Below are 16,041 nucleotides of genomic sequence, written 5' to 3'. Positions count from 1 at the left end.
TACCCCCATAGGTATATTTTCATTTAAAAAATTTTATTTTTTCACATTCCCTTGCCACTCTAACATACCTGGAATGACATTTTTCACATTTGCATAACCTTGCTCTTTCAACATGTGGCAAGCTACATCACTACGGTTACCAGTTCGGCAAACAACATAAATTTGTTTCGTCTGATCTAACGCTGCACTGTCTAACTCTCCTAACGGCATCGAAATGGCCGATGGAATATGACCAAAAGCGAATTCCGCTGCTTCTCGAACATCTAATACAATACACTCTTCCTCACTTAATAATATCTCTTCCAACTCTGCATTCGTAATTGTATGAGGATACTTTGCTACTTCATTCACTTCATGCTCGTTTGCTTTCCTAACATAATGCACCAATACATCACCCTCGTGTTTCGTCCCTATATATTGATGTCCTACTTTACCCGCCCAACTTTTTATATCTACCGTAGATCCTTTATCTGTCGCCTTAACTTCAATCACTTGCCCTGGTGCTAATCCTTCTATCGCCTTCTTCGTTTTCACAATCGGCATCGGACAAGCCAACCCTTTACAATCTAAACTCATATCCACTTTTATACTCATAATCGATTCCTCCACAATTCATATACATATACCTGTAGGGGTGTATTAAAATGTTTTTGAAAATCTGTCAACACTTACGTTTGACAGATTATCGGCTTTTTACAAGTAATTGAACAGCTTCTTTAATTAACTCTTCATTTGAACCATTGCCACTTTCAAACTGTTCACGTAAACAATGCTCTAAATTTGTTCCAACAACGAGTCCAATCGTACGATCAAGGGCAGAACGAGATGCTGTTAACTGTGTAATAACTTCTCGGCAATCCTTTCCTTCTTCCATCATACGAAGCACACCACGAACTTGACCTTCAATACGTTTCAATCTATTTTTCATATCTTGATTGTATTCCACTATAGACCACCTCCGTAATTGTAACTATATTATACATTACTTTATAACTTTGTATAATATCATATACCCTTCAGGGTATATTGTAAAGTTTTTAATCTTTAGACTGAAATTTATACTTACTTCACAATTTTTCTAAATTATATAAAAATAGGCCGAATCAACCATATGATTGGTTTCGGCCTATTTTTATTAATTTACGTTAATCATTATTAATTTAGCTACATTTCTATCATTAATCACAATCTCTTTTTTCTCATTATTCGGCAATAAAATTATATACTTTCCTTTTCTAGGAATCTTCCAAATCAATTTTCCTTCTTGATTAGTTTTCCCTATCGAAATCACGATTTCTTTACTAGGCTGAGGTAATTCATCTTTTATAAGCATAATTTCAAAGTCTTTTATCTGTTGTTTCTCTTTATTTTGAACATAGAAAGTTATAGGATTAACAACTTTACTAACATTCTCTTCGTTATTTACTATATAACTAGACATCATGATTATGACCAATATACAATACAAAATCCAAATAGAATTACTATATTTATTCAGGCCATTTTTTAATATTATTAAACACATCGTCTGTTATCCGATTTCCAAAATTCATATTTTTATTTCCTCTTGTATGAATGGCTATTATTTTGATACCGGTATCGAAATACTGATATACAGGTGATCCACTTTGCCCCTCATAAGTATCAATCTTGTATGTTAACATTCTAGGAGAAACTCCCTCAATTGGACCATAGTCTCTCCACATTGTGTAACGTTCATTTCCTATTTTATCAGCGGGATATCCAGGAATCGCCGCAAGTAAACCTTTTGGTGATTCTACATAGGTAGTTCTATATCCCAACCAGCCAATATAATCTCCTGGAGACCCATTTAATTTAATCGTTCCATAATCATAATCTGAATTTTCATTATCAGTCCATCCACTTACTGAATAGAGTTTTGTCCAACTATAAGGTAAATACGGTGCTTGGTTTCCATTTCTACCAGGGGTCACAATAACATTTGTCGCCCATCCACCAATTTCTTTATTGTAAATACAATGTCCAGCTGTAAGCACTGTATCTTTACTAACTAGTGCTCCTGTACACCCATAAACTTCTCCACTATTTTACTGAGTCGCAACATGGACTATAGCGCTATACGGATATGAATTTGTATCATTAACCCGTATTCGATCATCGCTTCCTATAACAGAATAGGTAAGAATATTAGGTGAATAATTTAACGTACTATTTTCCAAATATGCTCCCCAATCTTCCCCACCATGTTTTCGCCCTTCAAATGAGGGCGAAACAAGATCTTCTCCCCTTCGATCATTACTATACAATGATTGTTCTTGAAACAGTTCACGTTCTCCCTCATTTGAGACCGATGTCCACGGTACATCTTCTGCATACACCTTCTGATGCACCAAAAATACTATGCAAAAAAATATAAAAAGAACACCAAAACGATAAAGAGCCAACCTGCATCTTATAGAAATAAAGCTATCCAACATAACTTACCTCCTATACAAGTGATAGCAAACAATTGAGGATCCCTTTATAAATTCTAGTTTTTCTTTTTTTAGAAGTCAATGTAATTAACAATGATAATCATTGTTAATTACATTGACTTAATAAACTCAAACAATTATTTATATTCTTTACTCTGCTTTCAAAAATCTGTCTTATTAAAGCTTCACTTTATTACATAAGCCCGTAACCTTCTTCACAATCAGCTCCGCAGTATTTTTCTCCGGTGGCATCAATAAATTCGTAACAGGCCCATATACAACAGGATTTAATTCTACTTCATATCCACCATATGTAAACTCTTCCCTTGTCGGTAAATAACCAATATATCCATTCGTATATCCACCAAGAAAGGCTATTTCATTTTGAAGACTCTCTTTCACTTCTAACGCGGTTTCTGAAAAAGGTTCCATCGGTATACCAAAGAACATTCCATCATTAACTTGAAACAGTTGAACTTCTAAATCAATACGTAACTGCCGAATACCTTGCTTATATTTCTCTAAAACGATAGTAAGCCACTCGTCCGTGTTCACACCCCACTGCTTCTCCGCCAATTGAGCCATGCTTCGTATCTCATTCATTTCAGGAATATCTTTCAACTTCATTTGCATCATACTCGAAACTGTTCTTAAATTTACAATTGGGCTATATGTAACTATTGGCAATATTGTTAATACATGTCCACTAAGTGTGTAAGCCATTTGCTTTACTGCTTCCCTTGAACCGCGATACTTCGCATTTACATTACCAGCAGCTCCTTGCACAATAATAACAGGGCAATTTACGATTTTCTCAAGAATCTCCCTCGTCATTCCAGGATAATCCGCTGATAATACATCGCTATCACCTTTTAAAACATTCGGATGCGCAGTACAAAATACAATAATCCCAGATAGCTCCTTCGTTTCAGCATTTCTTATTGCTAACATGCCAATTCGCTTATCTACAACACCCTCTATATTTGTTCCCATCTTTGCTCTTCCATCAGATGTTCTCTCTCTTCGGTTTATCCCAATATCACCTGTCGTAACACTCCAGCCAACTTCACATAGCCCCAAGTTATTATTTGCAGTAACAGCACCGTGCACTACATTATTTACTAAACTCGTTTTATACGACTTTACTAAAGCTTGCTCACCAACAGTTTCCGGACCAGAATGTGTATGTGTATAAACAACTGTTATTCGCTCAAATGGCACATGAAGCCTGCTAGCTACGCGCTCACGAATAATATTCGTATCTTCTACTAACATCCCAATATTATCAATGCTTATAAACACAGTTTTCATTTCATCTTTTTCAAATACAAAAACTGTCCCATAAATATGCTCTTCAATATTATTTATTCCTGTCTCTCTATGGTATCCAACAAAATCAATACCGACAGGCGGCGTAATATCTACCTTGCATACCCCTATTTTGCTCATTTGAATCGCTCCATTTCTCTATATAACTCCCTTTCTTCAAGAATAGCATATTTAACTTTGCCCCAAATAAAAAAGAACGGACACAGTATCCTATGTCCATTCTTTTCATCACACATACTTCCGATGCACCATCTTCCCATCATAAGAAAACACAACGCCCTTACTTTCCACAATCGACTCCATATGCACCGTTCTTCCCCATAACTGATGAATGTATGGCAGTACTTTTTCTAAGTATTTTAAATCGAGCTCAATTCCTTCGTAACTATGTTTAATGTACAACTCTCCGTTCTTTAAGTAGTCACCATCTTCTACTACTAAGTACGGGAAGCCACCATTTGTACGCATATTTACGAGCTGATCACGTACATGTTCCCACTCTTTATCTATTACCTTATATTCTTTTCCTTGGCGTTGGAATAAGTACATATCTTCTCTCATTACGAGATCTTTGTTTAAGTAGTTCCTTAAGAATGATACATCCCATTCGATTTCGCGTACTTCAAAGATTTTGTCACGGCCAGATCCTGGTTTTACACCGCGTCGTTTCATTTCTTCTGTCGGGTTATTGTAGCGCTCCTCTATATCTTCAAACATTTTAATACCTAGGTAGTATGGGTTAATACTTGTTTTTGATGGTTGAACTACACCTGCATTAAGCTTTGCGAATTCAATCGCTTCAGAAGATGTTAAGTCCATTTCACGGAGTATGCGTTGATGCCAGTATGATGCCCAGCCTTCATTCATAATTTTTGTTTCAAGCTGCGGCCAGAAATATAGCATTTCCTCACGCATCATCGTTAATATATCTCGCTGCCAATCTTCTAGCTCACGGCTATATTCTTCAATGAAGAGGAGTAAATCTTTCTCTGGTTGCGGCGGAATTTTCTTCTTTTTATGCATATTAGGTCGTTCTCTCTTTTTGTTTCGATCATCTAAATTCCATAAGTCATCGTACTGTGATATCTTTTTCTTTTCTACATCCTCTTCTAAATCTTCAATACTCCACGCAAGTTTTGGACGCATAATCGATGGGTCAATATGCTCTTGAATGGCAAGTACGGCATCTAAAAATGTTTCTACCTCTGCTTTTCCGTACTTATGCTCATACGCTTTCACACGGTCCGCTGTTGCCGCCATACTTTCTACCATATCTCGCTTCGTATTTGAAAAACGAATATTATTTTTGAAGAAGTCACAGTGTGCTAAAACGTGCGCTACAATTAATTTGTTTTGAATTAAAGAGTTCGTATCTAATAAAAAGGCGTAACATGGATCAGAGTTAATAACGAGTTCGTATATTTTACTAAGACCTAAATCGTATTGTAATTTCATTCTGAAAAACTGTTTTCCAAAACTCCAATGTGAAAACCGCGTTGGCATCCCATATGCACCAAATGTATAAATAATTTCCGCTGGACATATTTCATAACGCATCGGATAAAAATCAAGCCCAAATCCCGTCGCAATTTCCGTAATTTCCGCAATCGCATATTGCAGTGCTTTATCGTCACTTGCTCTCATTATTTTCCCTCCTTACACTTTCCCTTAAGAAAGTGTATGATGAAAAACAAGCTTTCATGAGGATTGATTGCATAATAAAAAGACACCCCCGCAAAAACGAGAATGTCTCATCTATTAACCTTCAATAATCTCCATCTTCTCCGTAATCGGAGTACGAGCTTTTCCTTCTGGCGCTTTATCGAAATAGCCGATATGAAGAATTCCAACGATACGTTGTCCTCTTGTTAAACCGATTCCTTCTATAAATAATGGATTGTAGTTCAATCCGCCTGATTTCCAAACGCAACCTAATCCGCGTTCCCAAGCAAGAAGCTGGAAGTTTTGCATAAATGCACATGTTGCAGCGTAATCTTCGTCACGCTGAATTTGACGCGGATCTTCATTTATATATACAACGATTTGTGCAGGCGTGCTTAAGAAACGATCTGATAAAATTTTACCGCGCTTTGCTCTTTCTTCTTCTGTGAAAGAGTTTAATACTGCATCTACTAATTTCTTGCGGCCTTCTCCAATGTATAATTTACAATTCCATGGTTCACGATATTTATGATTCGGTGCCCACGTTGCGTCGTTTAATAGTTCAATTAATAACTCTTTATCTACCGCTTTGTCTGTAAATGTACGAACAGAGCGCCTTTCTTTAATCACATTAGCGATGGAAGTATATGTAGTCATATTTATCTCTCCCTTATTTTTATCTATATGTATAAGTTTATTGTTGGCATTGATATTGATTTTCAATTTCGATTATACCTTAGTTTTTTACTATTAATCAATGTTTTATGTTGGAAAACTTCTAAAAACGTCATTTCATACTGTGAATAAAAAAACTTAACTTGTTCACAAGTATTTCACATTTTATGGAAATGATATGTGTACAGTTTTCTACATTATCCATCTAGGAGGAGTTTACATGTACAAAAAAATCGCAGTAAGTATGACTATGGCAGCATTATTATGCGGGATATCCACCTTCCCTACGTCCGCTGCCACGCCAAAAGAAGTAACAATGCATCATCATAAACCAATTTCAGAAGAAGAAATGCAATCGCTAGAAAAACTTGGCTATAACAAACATGAAATTTGGAGAGCTGCTCACATTGCAAGAATCAGTAAACAAGAAATAAAAGATGTTTTATCTTACTATAAGCAAAATAAATCTTGGGAGAAAACAGCCGAGCATTTCGGTGTAGATCCAAGTAAGCTGAAAAAGCATCATATGAATAAAGAAACAAAGCAAGCACTGCTACAACAGTTAGCAACTATGCAAAAATCCACACCGGATCAGCTAAAGCAAAAAATGAAAGAATATAACATCAAATTGCGTCATCTTACTGTGTTAACAATCATCTCTCAAAAAAGCAATACCCCTCTTGATGATGTATTAAAAATGAAAAAAGATGGAATGGACATTAAACAAATTGCCGAAAAATTAAATGTAAAAAGAGAAGATATACGAGCGGAAATGATGAAATTAGTGAAGTCTATTAAAGAACAAAAAACAAATTAAAATGCTAAAAAGGAAGAGCCATTCACCACTCTTCCTTTTCTTTATGAACTTTCAATTTTTAAGTATAAATTCCCGTCTTTCCCAAAAACTAACACAAGTAAATGATGTAAGTTAGGGGTGAGAAAATGTTCGGTTTATCATCTAAGAAATCAAAAAAGACTAATACAAAAACACTTTGTTCTATCCCAGAATTTATACAAACCATGAAAGAATCAAGCGATTTTTTTTCTTATAACGTACTTGAAGATGAAACGTTATGCTTGTTTTATTATAAATCTGTCGTGGAAGCACTTATTATTAAACAATTTATTTTAACTCCTCTAAAAAAAGAATCGGAACAAATTCAAAATATCTCTGATTTATGTAATATCGTCTCTATTGAAGATATTATTACCTCCCCTTCTATTGATGATATTCGTGAGAAATTATTAGGTGGATATATTTTAATACGCTTAAAAAACAATTCGAATCCCGATCAATATGCTTTAATTCGTGCTGAAAGTACTGTTTTAGGAACACGATTATATAACGATACAGAAAATGAGTATAGCGTAATCGGTCCTAAAATCGGTTTTGTTGAAAACCTTGATACAAATATACACTTATTACGCCGAAATATTGTAACGGAGCAACTCATTTTTAAAGAAGTTACCGTCGGATCTATATCAAAAACGAAAGTAGCAGTTGCTTATATAGAAGGAGTTACAAATGAACAATTTATCAACACCGCAATACAACGGCTAGAAGACATTGACTTTGATGTCCCATTTGATTCAACTATGATTGAGCAATTTATTAGTGATAATAGCAATTCACCTTTTCCTGTTCTATTACCTACAGAACGATTAGATCGAGCTGTATTTGCGTTAATTAACGGGGAAGTTTTGATTTTAACAGATGGCTCTCCATATGCTTTATCAGGACCAACAACGTTACTGGATTTTTTCATTTCACCAGAAGATTATTATTTACCGTGGATGATTGGATCGTTCTTTCGTATTATTCGTTTTTTTGGGGCTATATTTTCTCTTTTTTCCTCCGCTATTTATACAGCGGCTTTAACATATCATTATCAAATGATTCCTGCCGATTTACTAGGTCCTATTATTTTCTCGAGAGCTAACGTACCTTTCCCTCCTATTCTAGAAGCACTCTTTTTAGAAATTACAATCGAATTGCTTCGTGAAGCAGGAGCACGTTTACCAACGAAAGTCGGACAAACGATTGGGATTGTTGGGGGGATTGTAATTGGCCAAGCATCCGTGGAGGCGGCTTTGACAAGTACAATTTTATTAATTGCAGTCGCTTTATCCGCTCTTGCATCTTTCACAACACCAACCGTAAAGATGTCTTCTACTATCCGGTTATTACGCTTTCCACTTATTCTTTTAGCCGGTGCATTCGGAGGATTAGGCCTTATTGTCGGATTTGTATTCATTTTAGCTCATTTAATTAAATTAAAATCACTTGGATCACCTTATTTATTACCTTTATATCCATTTCGTGGTTTAGGTACAGCAGAAGGTTTTCTTCGATTACCATTTAGTCAAACGGCTCAAAGACCTTCTTTTCTTAGACCAAAATCAAAATGGCGCTATAATCCAAACAAAGCGAAGCAAAAACGTGATGGTGAGAATGAATGAAAAAAATTTTATTGCACCTTATCATTATCTTCTTCATTTTACAAACTGGCTGTACACAAACCTATATAGTGGATACACAGCGTATTATTCATATTGCTGGATTTGACATCACAAAAAACAAAAGATTCCAAGGAACTATCTTATTCCCTGAATACACACATGGTGTAAAGTCTAAGCCAGAGACGCAATCAACATCTGCTCGTTCCCTTGAAACAATCGCTTCACGATTAAATGCGAAATCTCCTCACAATGTCGTTGTAGGTCAAATGCGTGTCGTCCTATTTGGAAAAACGCTAGGAGAACGCGGAATGGGAGAAATTATTACTAACTTACAACGTGACCCAAATATCGGGCGTGATGTACAACTAGCAATTGTAGATGGATCGGCTGAAGAGCTTTTAAATTACGGAAAAAAAAATGGGTCTTTATATATTGCCGATTTACTCGAGCAAAATATACGAAATGAGAACATTCTACAAACCACATTAAACATTTTTTTATATAATTATTACTCTTCTGTATGTGATGCCTATGTTCCTTATATTAAAATGGACGATAATCATTCTATCGCTGTCAAAGGACTTGCCTTTTTAAAAGGCGATAAAGTAGTCATGTATACAGATAAAAGACATTCTGTTTTAGCAAAATTACTTATTAATCCTACGAAAAATGGACGTTACGAAGCAGCAATAAAAAAAGATAAGCATAAAGGTATGGTTGTTATACAAAACTTAGCTGGAGAAAACAAGTATGATATAGATCAAACTGGCGACATACCAAAAGTAAAAATCCATTTAAAATTAAATGGATTAATTAAAAACTCCCCCAATTGGATTGATTTAAGAAAAAAAACAAATATCAACTATATAAGAAAACAAATTGAACGAAATGTTGAAAAAGACTGCGAAGATTTAATAAAACAATTTCAAGAAAAGGAAATTGATCCTTTAGGAATACGAGATGAAATTAGAAGCCATACGAGAAAATGGAATATAAAACAAATTCGAAATATGTATAAAAATGTAGCAGTAGATATAAATTTAGATCTTAATATTGTACAATCTGGAATCGGTGAATAGTGAGGTGAAATGAGCAATGAATACAATGAATACATCAAAAACTGTCTCTCCATATTTTGCATTTATTTTATTGCATTCTCTCCAGATTGGTATAGGAATTCTCGGATATCAACGTGTAATTTTAAAAAACGCTGGTTATGATGCCTGGATTTCTCTTATTATTGCGGGAATTGCAACTCATATTGTACTGGTTTGTATGTTAAAAATGCTTGAAAAAGACGGAGATTTAATTAGCATTCATACAACAACCTTTGGAAAATGGATTGGCTCTATATTTTCTGTAATTTTCACTCTTTATTGCTTATTATTTTGCCTTACTGTTCTTCGTACATATATGGAAGTGATACAAGTTTGGATTTTCCCTACCATTAAGTTATGGAAACTTACCCTTATGTTTTTATTAGTCACTTACTACATTATAAAAGGCGGCTTCCGCTCTGTGACAGGGATATGCTTTTGGGGTATTGTGCTTCCTATTTTCGTGATATTTTTTTTAATTTATCCAATGAAGTATGCACATTTCCGTAATATTTTACCTATTTTTACGCATTCACCTTTTGACATGCTTATATCTGCAAAGCACTCCGCATTGGAATTTCTGGGGTTTGAAACAATTCTTATCTTTTATCCCTTTATTGAAAAAGGAAAATCTTTAAAACGATGGGCCCATGCTGGAATTGCTTTTAGCACCTTAATTTATGTAGTTTTAGCTATCGTATCCTTTATGTATTATAGTGAGGGTCAATTAAACCGTACTATTTGGCCTACTTTAACAATGTTAAAAATAATTAAAGTTCCTTTTATTCAGCGTTTTGAATATATTATTATTTTCGTTTGGTTTTTAATTATTTTACCAAACCTTTGCTTAACCATTTGGTCATCATGTCAAACGATGAAGCGTTCCTTTCATATTTCATTTAAATTTACATTACCGTTTTTTATTTTCATCATATTTTCAGCTTCTCTGCTTTTCACAAACCGTGAAAGTATCAATACATTAAATACCGTACTATCTCAAGCGGGTTTATATATTGTATACGCTTATATCCCAATTTTATTTCTATTTCATTCGCTAAGATGGCGTTTCAAAAATCAGTCGAAAAAATCTTCACCCGACACTCCATAATCTCTGATACAATTTGATTAATACATTTGTAAAGGGGACAAGCGAATGAAAAAGTATGTATTTTCTTTACTTGCAGTACTAAGCTTAATTCTTGCTGGATGCGGAAGTACTGGTACAAATGACCAAAAATCTTCTGAATCAAAAAAAGAAGAACATGACCATGCATCCCACACTCAACAAGCTGACATTCAAGAGAAAACAAAAGGAGTCGACACACTTCCGACCTTCCTAGATAAGCTTGATCCACAAATGAAAGATATTTACACCGTCGCTGGGCAAAATGCAGAGCTATTAGATTGGATTCCATGCTATTGTGGTTGCGGTGAAAGTGTAGGACATAAAAATAATAAAAACTGCTTTATTCGTGAAATTAAAAAGAATGGTGAAGTTGTTTGGGATTCCCACGCAACGACTTGCGTCAATTGCCTAGAAATCGCAGTTGAATCTACTTCCATGAAACAAAAAGGAAAATCAACGCTTGAAATTCGTAACTATATCGATAATAAATACAAAGAAGGCTATGGCAAACCAACACCTACGCCAATGCCAAAAGCTTAAAAAACGAGGGAATTCCTCGTTTTTTCTTTTCATTCTCTTTTTTTCTTAACAAATTCTTTCAAGTGTATTTCTCCTTACTTATCACACACTATATATAACTCTCGGTAAGGAGGGTACACAGTGCAAACATATAACGACTATGATAAAGCTCTCTATTACACGTATTGCTGTAATTGGGATAAATTACTCGTTCTCATGGTTCAAACGAACGATCAATTATTTTCTAAGCGTATTGAGCATTTTTTACACGCTTATCAATACAGCAAAGAACTACCAGAAGTTGATAAACAACTGCAGCTCCTATTTCAATATATTGACCATGCATCCCAAAAGTCGCATGTAGAAGAAGTAGAGCAAATTCAAATGTAAAATATAGCGCTATTCTCTTTAGGAGAATGGCGCTTTTTTAAAATATTAATACCAATAAAAGTTTCCTCTTATAAAACTTTTATTGATAAACATATTTTTTCTTTCTTTTCTATACCACTTCATACTATAATTTAGTATGTAACTATTATAAGAGAGGTATAAAATATGGGACGAGAAAAAAAGCAAGAATATGCTTTACTTACCGCATGGGGAGCTTCTTTTATCGCTACACTAGGAAGTCTGTACTTTTCCGAAATCATGAAATTTGAGCCTTGTGTCCTTTGTTGGTATCAACGCATTTTTATGTATCCATTCGTTTTATGGCTTGGTATTGCTGTAGCAAAGAAAGACTATCGCATCGCAAGTTATTCTTTACCAATCGCAACTATTGGCGCTTGTATTTCTTTATATCACTATGCAATTCAAAAAGTCGCAGCATTTTCAGCAGCTGGGGCAGCTTGTGGACGTGTACCATGTACGGGAGAATACATAAACTGGTTCGGCTTTGTGACAATCCCGTTTTTAGCACTTATCGGCTTTATTACAATCGCTGTTTGTAGCTTTATTGTCATCAAAAACAAATAAGGAGATGAAAGAATGAAAAAAATGCTTATATTTGGTGGTATTATTATCGCCTTGTTCGTGGCAATTTTTGCAGTAACACAAATGGAAGAAAAAAATGCTACTAGCCAAAAAATTGATAATCCTACTGAAAGTAAGACAAACGGTTCTGACTACTACACAAATAAAATCTCTCTTTCAGATCTTCAAAAGAACTTAAAAGAGAAAAAAGAAGAAACAGTATACTTTTATCAAACATCTTGCGTTCATTGCCAAAAATTATCTCCTGTCGTAGTGCCGATGGCTAAAGACTTGAACGTTGATATGAAAGTTATGGATATTGAAAAATTAGATGCTCCTTGGGATGAATATAAAATTCAAGGTACACCAACAATCATTCATTTTAAAGATGGCAAAGAAGTAAGCCGTATTAGCGGTGAACAGCCAAAAGACAAATTAAAAGAATGGCTTGAGCAAACGAAAAAGTAACGAGAAAAGGAAACTCCTTCTACACATGAAATGGGCGTAAAATCCCACACTAATGTATAAGGAGGGGGTTTTATGCCAGAAGTAAGATGTTCTGTTTCCAACTGTTCTTTTTGGGGACAAGGTAACTTTTGTCAAGCAAGTGCGATCGTCGTTCAGCCTGATGCAGATGAAACTGGTCAAACTGAAAATGATTCATATACAGCTGCTGTTTTAACAAACGAGACGCTAGAAAGTTCTGTAGCAACGAGTGTAGAGACTTGTTGTCATACATTTAAGCCTAAATATTAAACATAAAAAGCATACGATTCATCGTATGCTTTTTTACATCCCTCTCCAAAAATCATGCATAATAAAAAAATATAAAATAACGAGAACGGCCGTCCCGCATAGGGTAATGCGCCGATATATACTCTTCTCTCCTTCCCTCGCTTTCACAAACGCCCAAATAAATCCGAAGAATAATATTAAATCAACATATGGAACATAAAAAGAAAAGACGAGAAACGCATATAAATACACGATAAATAAACAGGTCGTTACTAAGAAAACTTTAAACGCAAATTCACTTTTCATAATATAACCGCCCCCTATCTGTACTGTATTATATTCAGCAAAATACAATAGTTGCAGTTAAACTCCAAGTATAAATAAGCTACCGTCTGTAATACGGTAGCCATTACGGAACATTGTATTTCCGTTTATATATATTACTTAAGATCGAAGAAGGAATTTGCTCGTAACGAATTTTCTCTCCTGTTTCATCTATAATATACGAATTGTTTCCTATATAATATATTCCATCTTTTCGCTTTGAGTACACTGGATATCTTTCGTTCGGCAATACCGTTTTCACTTTCGTTAACTGTCCATTTGGTTCTTGCCAATATATATCTGCGCGGTCTACTAACGTAAGTACTCCAATTTGTTCTTCTTCTATTTTTCGTCCATTCCAGCTCACAACGCGATAACCAAGCTTATTCGCTTCATATTCGGGGCTCGTATGAAAACGAGAAATGATTACTTTTGTTTGTAATTGTACTCGGTCATATAACCATTGTATATCCCTGTCATGCATGCGAATACAGCCATTTGATTCCCTACTTCCAATCGTCCATTCCCGATTTGTCCCGTGAATCGCATATTCATTCTTATCTAGCCCAAGCCATCTCGTACCAAGAGGGTTATTCGGTGCACCCCCAGCTATTTTTTTTCGATGGTATTCTTTATTTTTAAATTTAGTTATAATACAAAAATTACCTTCAGGCGTAGGTGTACGATCTCTTCCAGTCGTTACTGGAAATGTTTTTGTGTAATTTCCATTCTCAAAAAAAGACAACTGGTTTGTGGTAAGATTCACTAATATTAAATGATCTGTATCAGCAAAAGCACTAACCGGTAGGAAGAAAAATAATAGTAAAACGAAACATACCCTTTTCACCTATATCCCCCCTAGCGCTCACCATAATAATTGTAATTAGCTTTACTTTGCTCTTATAAATGAAAACTATCCATTTACAATAACGCCCCCATTTACATGTATCATTTGTCCCGTAACATAAGAAGAATCACCAGACGCTAAATATACATATGCCGGCGCTAACTCATATGGTTGACCAGGCCTTTGCATCGGGACATTGCTCCCAAACTGAGAGACTTTCTTCTCATCAAAGCTCGATGGAATAAGCGGTGTCCAAATCGGTCCCGGCGCAACACCATTTACACGAATTCCTTTTTGTACTAATGATTGAGAAAGTGATCTTGTAAAAGCAACAATAGCTCCTTTTGTTGCGGAATAATCAATTAACGTTTCATTTCCTTCATATGCAACGATAGATGCCGTATTTATAATGACATCTCCTTGTTTTAAATGAGAAAGTACTGCTTTCGTAACGTGAAAATAAGAAAAAATATTAATACGAAAAGTCTTTTCTAGCTGTTCTGCTGTAATATACTCTAGTCCTTGCTGCGGATATTGCTGCGCGACATTATTTACTAAAACCTGTAAACTACCTAGCTGCTGGACGGTCTCTTGAACAACATCTTTACAATGCTGTTCATCACTTAAATCACCCGGCAACAATACACACTTTACTCCTTCTTTTTCAACACGTTGTTTCGTCTCATTTGCATCTTCTTCCTCATCTAAATAAGCAATCGCAATATTTGCTCCCTCTTTCGCAAAAGCGATGGAAACAGCTCGTCCAATCCCACTATCTCCCCCTGTAATTAATACATTCTTTCCTTTTAACTTTTCGCTACCTTTATAATTTGAATCTTCAAACTGCGGAAGTGGATTCATTAATGATTCAATACCAGGCTGTTTATTTTGATGTTGCGCTGGCATTGTTACAAAGTTTTTTTGCTGTGGCATAGCTTCTTTCAACTCCTTTTCCTTATAATGTGCATAATAAAAACTGAAATTCACACATCAAGTTACGATTAATATTCGAATTTAAGACACAAAATATGAATTGTTGTAAACTTTTTATACAAAACTATTGCAAAATAGTTAAAAAACGAATATTATATATAACTGTTGTGAAAATTATTCGTAAACAGAAAGGATGTTTATATGTTTAACCTTTCAAAACATAAAACTTCTATTAAAACTGAAATTATGGCAGGTATTATTACCTTCTTAACAATGGCATATATCATTGTCGTAAACCCTGTCATCCTTGGGGATGCAGGTGTTCCATTTGAACAAGCATTTACAGCAACAATTATCGCTGCTGTTGTCGGAACATTATTTATGGCGATCTTTACAAACTTACCAATCGCAATTGCACCAGGTATGGGATTAAATGCTTACTTCTCTTACTCTGTTGTAAAAGCGCATGAAGGCATGACTTTCGCAATTGCATTCTCTGCTGTATTCGTAGCAGGTATGATTTTAATTTTGCTATCATTTACATCTTTCCGTACAAAATTAATGGAAGCAATTCCTGAAAACTTAAAACATGCAATTACTGCTGGTATCGGGCTATTTATCGCCTTTATCGGTTTACGTTTAACAGGTATCGTTACAAAAAATGATGCAAACTTAGTTGGACTTGGTGATCTTCACTCTGCTCCAGTTCTACTAGCATTAGCTGGACTTGGAATTACTATTATCCTTATGTCTTTAAATGTAAATGGCGCACTATTTATCGGTATGCTATTAACTGGTATTATCGCTTTCTTCACAGGACAATTAACATTCTCAAACGGTGTTACATCAATGCCTGGATTACCAGAAGGAATTATCGTTTCAAATCCAATTACTGCTGTATCTGAC

At 35.0% G+C, this 16,041-nt stretch carries 19 protein-coding genes and 1 pseudogene; 10 read left to right on the top strand and 10 right to left on the bottom strand.

The window, feature by feature from the left end; genetic code table 11:
• Positions 1–33: 33 nt before the first annotated feature.
• The 7 genes and pseudogenes from MR160_RS20640 to MR160_RS20610 form a co-directional block, all read right to left on the bottom strand.
• Entirely contained in the window at positions 34–594 is a 561-nt protein-coding gene (locus MR160_RS20640; protein ID WP_079245091.1) for a sulfurtransferase TusA family protein, read from the bottom strand.
• An 88-nt stretch (positions 595–682) separates the two neighbouring features.
• Positions 683–946: a metal-sensitive transcriptional regulator gene (locus MR160_RS20635; RefSeq protein ID WP_000456202.1), complete on the bottom strand. Its 264-nt coding sequence runs from the start codon at positions 944–946 to the stop codon at positions 683–685.
• 189 nt (positions 947–1,135) lie between these two features.
• On the bottom strand, positions 1,136–1,525 hold the full coding sequence (locus tag MR160_RS20630) for a DUF2606 family protein (RefSeq protein WP_000335660.1): 390 nt from the start codon (positions 1,523–1,525) through the stop codon (positions 1,136–1,138).
• Positions 1,491–2,459 (bottom strand): annotated as a pseudogene (locus tag MR160_RS20625) (trypsin-like serine peptidase). The gene MR160_RS20630 and the pseudogene MR160_RS20625 overlap by 35 nt, the downstream one beginning before the upstream one ends.
• A gap of 174 nt (positions 2,460–2,633) precedes the next feature.
• Positions 2,634–3,905 (bottom strand): neutral/alkaline non-lysosomal ceramidase N-terminal domain-containing protein, encoded by a 1,272-nt coding sequence (locus MR160_RS20620; protein ID WP_000034541.1) that lies wholly within the window; start codon positions 3,903–3,905, stop codon positions 2,634–2,636.
• Between the two features lie 108 nt (positions 3,906–4,013).
• Positions 4,014–5,429, bottom strand: coding sequence for a stage V sporulation protein SpoVR (gene spoVR / locus MR160_RS20615; protein WP_001202690.1), 1,416 nt, complete (start codon positions 5,427–5,429; stop codon positions 4,014–4,016).
• Between the two features lie 114 nt (positions 5,430–5,543).
• A complete protein-coding gene (locus MR160_RS20610) occupies positions 5,544–6,104 on the bottom strand; it encodes a nitroreductase family protein (protein WP_000214814.1) in 561 nt (186 codons plus the stop codon).
• A gap of 238 nt (positions 6,105–6,342) precedes the next feature.
• Between MR160_RS20610 and MR160_RS20605 the strand changes: the two genes are divergently transcribed.
• The 9 genes from MR160_RS20605 to MR160_RS20565 all read left to right on the top strand — a co-directional run bounded on the left by MR160_RS20605 (position 6,343) and on the right by MR160_RS20565 (position 13,052).
• Positions 6,343–6,939 (top strand): hypothetical protein, encoded by a 597-nt coding sequence (locus MR160_RS20605; protein ID WP_000276984.1) that lies wholly within the window; start codon positions 6,343–6,345, stop codon positions 6,937–6,939.
• A 125-nt stretch (positions 6,940–7,064) separates the two neighbouring features.
• The gene (locus MR160_RS20600; protein WP_242297940.1) at positions 7,065–8,582 is read left to right on the top strand and encodes a spore germination protein; all 1,518 of its coding nucleotides are present in this window, start codon (positions 7,065–7,067) and stop codon (positions 8,580–8,582) included.
• Positions 8,579–9,661, top strand: a complete 1,083-nt coding sequence (locus MR160_RS20595) for a Ger(x)C family spore germination protein (protein ID WP_242297938.1) — start codon at positions 8,579–8,581, stop codon at positions 9,659–9,661. Before MR160_RS20600 ends, MR160_RS20595 begins: the two co-directional genes overlap by 4 nt.
• 16 nt (positions 9,662–9,677) lie before the next feature.
• Complete coding sequence (locus MR160_RS20590) at positions 9,678–10,787, top strand: GerAB/ArcD/ProY family transporter (protein WP_001095145.1); 1,110 nt, start codon at positions 9,678–9,680, stop codon at positions 10,785–10,787.
• Positions 10,788–10,832: 45 nt separating this feature from the next.
• Positions 10,833–11,345 carry a PCYCGC domain-containing protein gene (locus MR160_RS20585; RefSeq protein ID WP_044306899.1) on the top strand — a complete coding sequence of 171 codons (513 nt, stop codon included), beginning with the start codon at positions 10,833–10,835 and terminating at the stop codon, positions 11,343–11,345.
• Between the two features lie 120 nt (positions 11,346–11,465).
• Positions 11,466–11,714 (top strand): YhdB family protein, encoded by a 249-nt coding sequence (locus tag MR160_RS20580; protein ID WP_001195459.1) that lies wholly within the window; start codon positions 11,466–11,468, stop codon positions 11,712–11,714.
• A 165-nt stretch (positions 11,715–11,879) separates the two neighbouring features.
• A complete protein-coding gene (locus tag MR160_RS20575) occupies positions 11,880–12,299 on the top strand; it encodes a disulfide formation protein C (protein ID WP_000532265.1) in 420 nt (139 codons plus the stop codon).
• Positions 12,300–12,311: 12 nt separating this feature from the next.
• Entirely contained in the window at positions 12,312–12,764 is a 453-nt protein-coding gene (locus tag MR160_RS20570; protein ID WP_000738451.1) for a thioredoxin family protein, read from the top strand.
• Positions 12,765–12,836: 72 nt separating this feature from the next.
• A complete protein-coding gene (locus MR160_RS20565) occupies positions 12,837–13,052 on the top strand; it encodes a DUF1540 domain-containing protein (RefSeq protein ID WP_001115488.1) in 216 nt (71 codons plus the stop codon).
• Positions 13,053–13,085: 33 nt separating this feature from the next.
• On the opposite strand, the gene MR160_RS20560 is transcribed toward MR160_RS20565, so the two are convergent.
• The 3 genes from MR160_RS20560 to MR160_RS20550 all read right to left on the bottom strand — a co-directional run bounded on the left by MR160_RS20560 (position 13,086) and on the right by MR160_RS20550 (position 15,135).
• Positions 13,086–13,337 (bottom strand): hypothetical protein, encoded by a 252-nt coding sequence (locus tag MR160_RS20560; protein WP_000834195.1) that lies wholly within the window; start codon positions 13,335–13,337, stop codon positions 13,086–13,088.
• 103 nt (positions 13,338–13,440) lie between these two features.
• On the bottom strand, positions 13,441–14,202 hold the full coding sequence (locus MR160_RS20555) for a L,D-transpeptidase (protein ID WP_000831959.1): 762 nt from the start codon (positions 14,200–14,202) through the stop codon (positions 13,441–13,443).
• A 66-nt stretch (positions 14,203–14,268) separates the two neighbouring features.
• Positions 14,269–15,135 carry an SDR family oxidoreductase gene (locus tag MR160_RS20550; RefSeq protein ID WP_001136291.1) on the bottom strand — a complete coding sequence of 289 codons (867 nt, stop codon included), beginning with the start codon at positions 15,133–15,135 and terminating at the stop codon, positions 14,269–14,271.
• A gap of 201 nt (positions 15,136–15,336) precedes the next feature.
• Here MR160_RS20550 and MR160_RS20545 point away from each other — a divergent pair.
• A partial coding sequence (locus MR160_RS20545; RefSeq protein ID WP_242297936.1) for a solute carrier family 23 protein occupies positions 15,337–16,041 on the top strand: 705 nt, incomplete at its 3' end.

This window comes from Bacillus cereus group sp. BfR-BA-01382, assembly GCF_022663475.1.
In the GTDB taxonomy this organism is placed as follows: Bacteria; Bacillota; Bacilli; order Bacillales; family Bacillaceae_G; genus Bacillus_A; species Bacillus_A thuringiensis_S.
Note: the sequence above shows the minus strand (reverse complement) of the source record. Positions and strands in the feature narration are given on the sequence as shown.

Coding starts and splice junctions, on each gene's coding strand:
- MR160_RS20640 (WP_079245091.1), bottom strand. CDS start 594: ATGAGTATAAAAGTGGATATGAGTTTAGATTGTAAAGGGTTGGCTTGT.
- MR160_RS20630 (WP_000335660.1), bottom strand. CDS start 1,525: ATGTGTTTAATAATATTAAAAAATGGCCTGAATAAATATAGTAATTCT.
- MR160_RS20620 (WP_000034541.1), bottom strand. CDS start 3,905: ATGAGCAAAATAGGGGTATGCAAGGTAGATATTACGCCGCCTGTCGGT.
- spoVR (WP_001202690.1), bottom strand. CDS start 5,429: ATGAGAGCAAGTGACGATAAAGCACTGCAATATGCGATTGCGGAAATT.
- MR160_RS20610 (WP_000214814.1), bottom strand. CDS start 6,104: ATGACTACATATACTTCCATCGCTAATGTGATTAAAGAAAGGCGCTCT.
- MR160_RS20605 (WP_000276984.1), top strand. CDS start 6,343: ATGTACAAAAAAATCGCAGTAAGTATGACTATGGCAGCATTATTATGC.
- MR160_RS20600 (WP_242297940.1), top strand. CDS start 7,065: ATGTTCGGTTTATCATCTAAGAAATCAAAAAAGACTAATACAAAAACA.
- MR160_RS20595 (WP_242297938.1), top strand. CDS start 8,579: ATGAAAAAAATTTTATTGCACCTTATCATTATCTTCTTCATTTTACAA.
- MR160_RS20590 (WP_001095145.1), top strand. CDS start 9,678: ATGAATACAATGAATACATCAAAAACTGTCTCTCCATATTTTGCATTT.
- MR160_RS20585 (WP_044306899.1), top strand. CDS start 10,833: ATGAAAAAGTATGTATTTTCTTTACTTGCAGTACTAAGCTTAATTCTT.
- MR160_RS20575 (WP_000532265.1), top strand. CDS start 11,880: ATGGGACGAGAAAAAAAGCAAGAATATGCTTTACTTACCGCATGGGGA.
- MR160_RS20570 (WP_000738451.1), top strand. CDS start 12,312: ATGAAAAAAATGCTTATATTTGGTGGTATTATTATCGCCTTGTTCGTG.
- MR160_RS20565 (WP_001115488.1), top strand. CDS start 12,837: ATGCCAGAAGTAAGATGTTCTGTTTCCAACTGTTCTTTTTGGGGACAA.
- MR160_RS20560 (WP_000834195.1), bottom strand. CDS start 13,337: ATGAAAAGTGAATTTGCGTTTAAAGTTTTCTTAGTAACGACCTGTTTA.
- MR160_RS20550 (WP_001136291.1), bottom strand. CDS start 15,135: ATGCCACAGCAAAAAAACTTTGTAACAATGCCAGCGCAACATCAAAAT.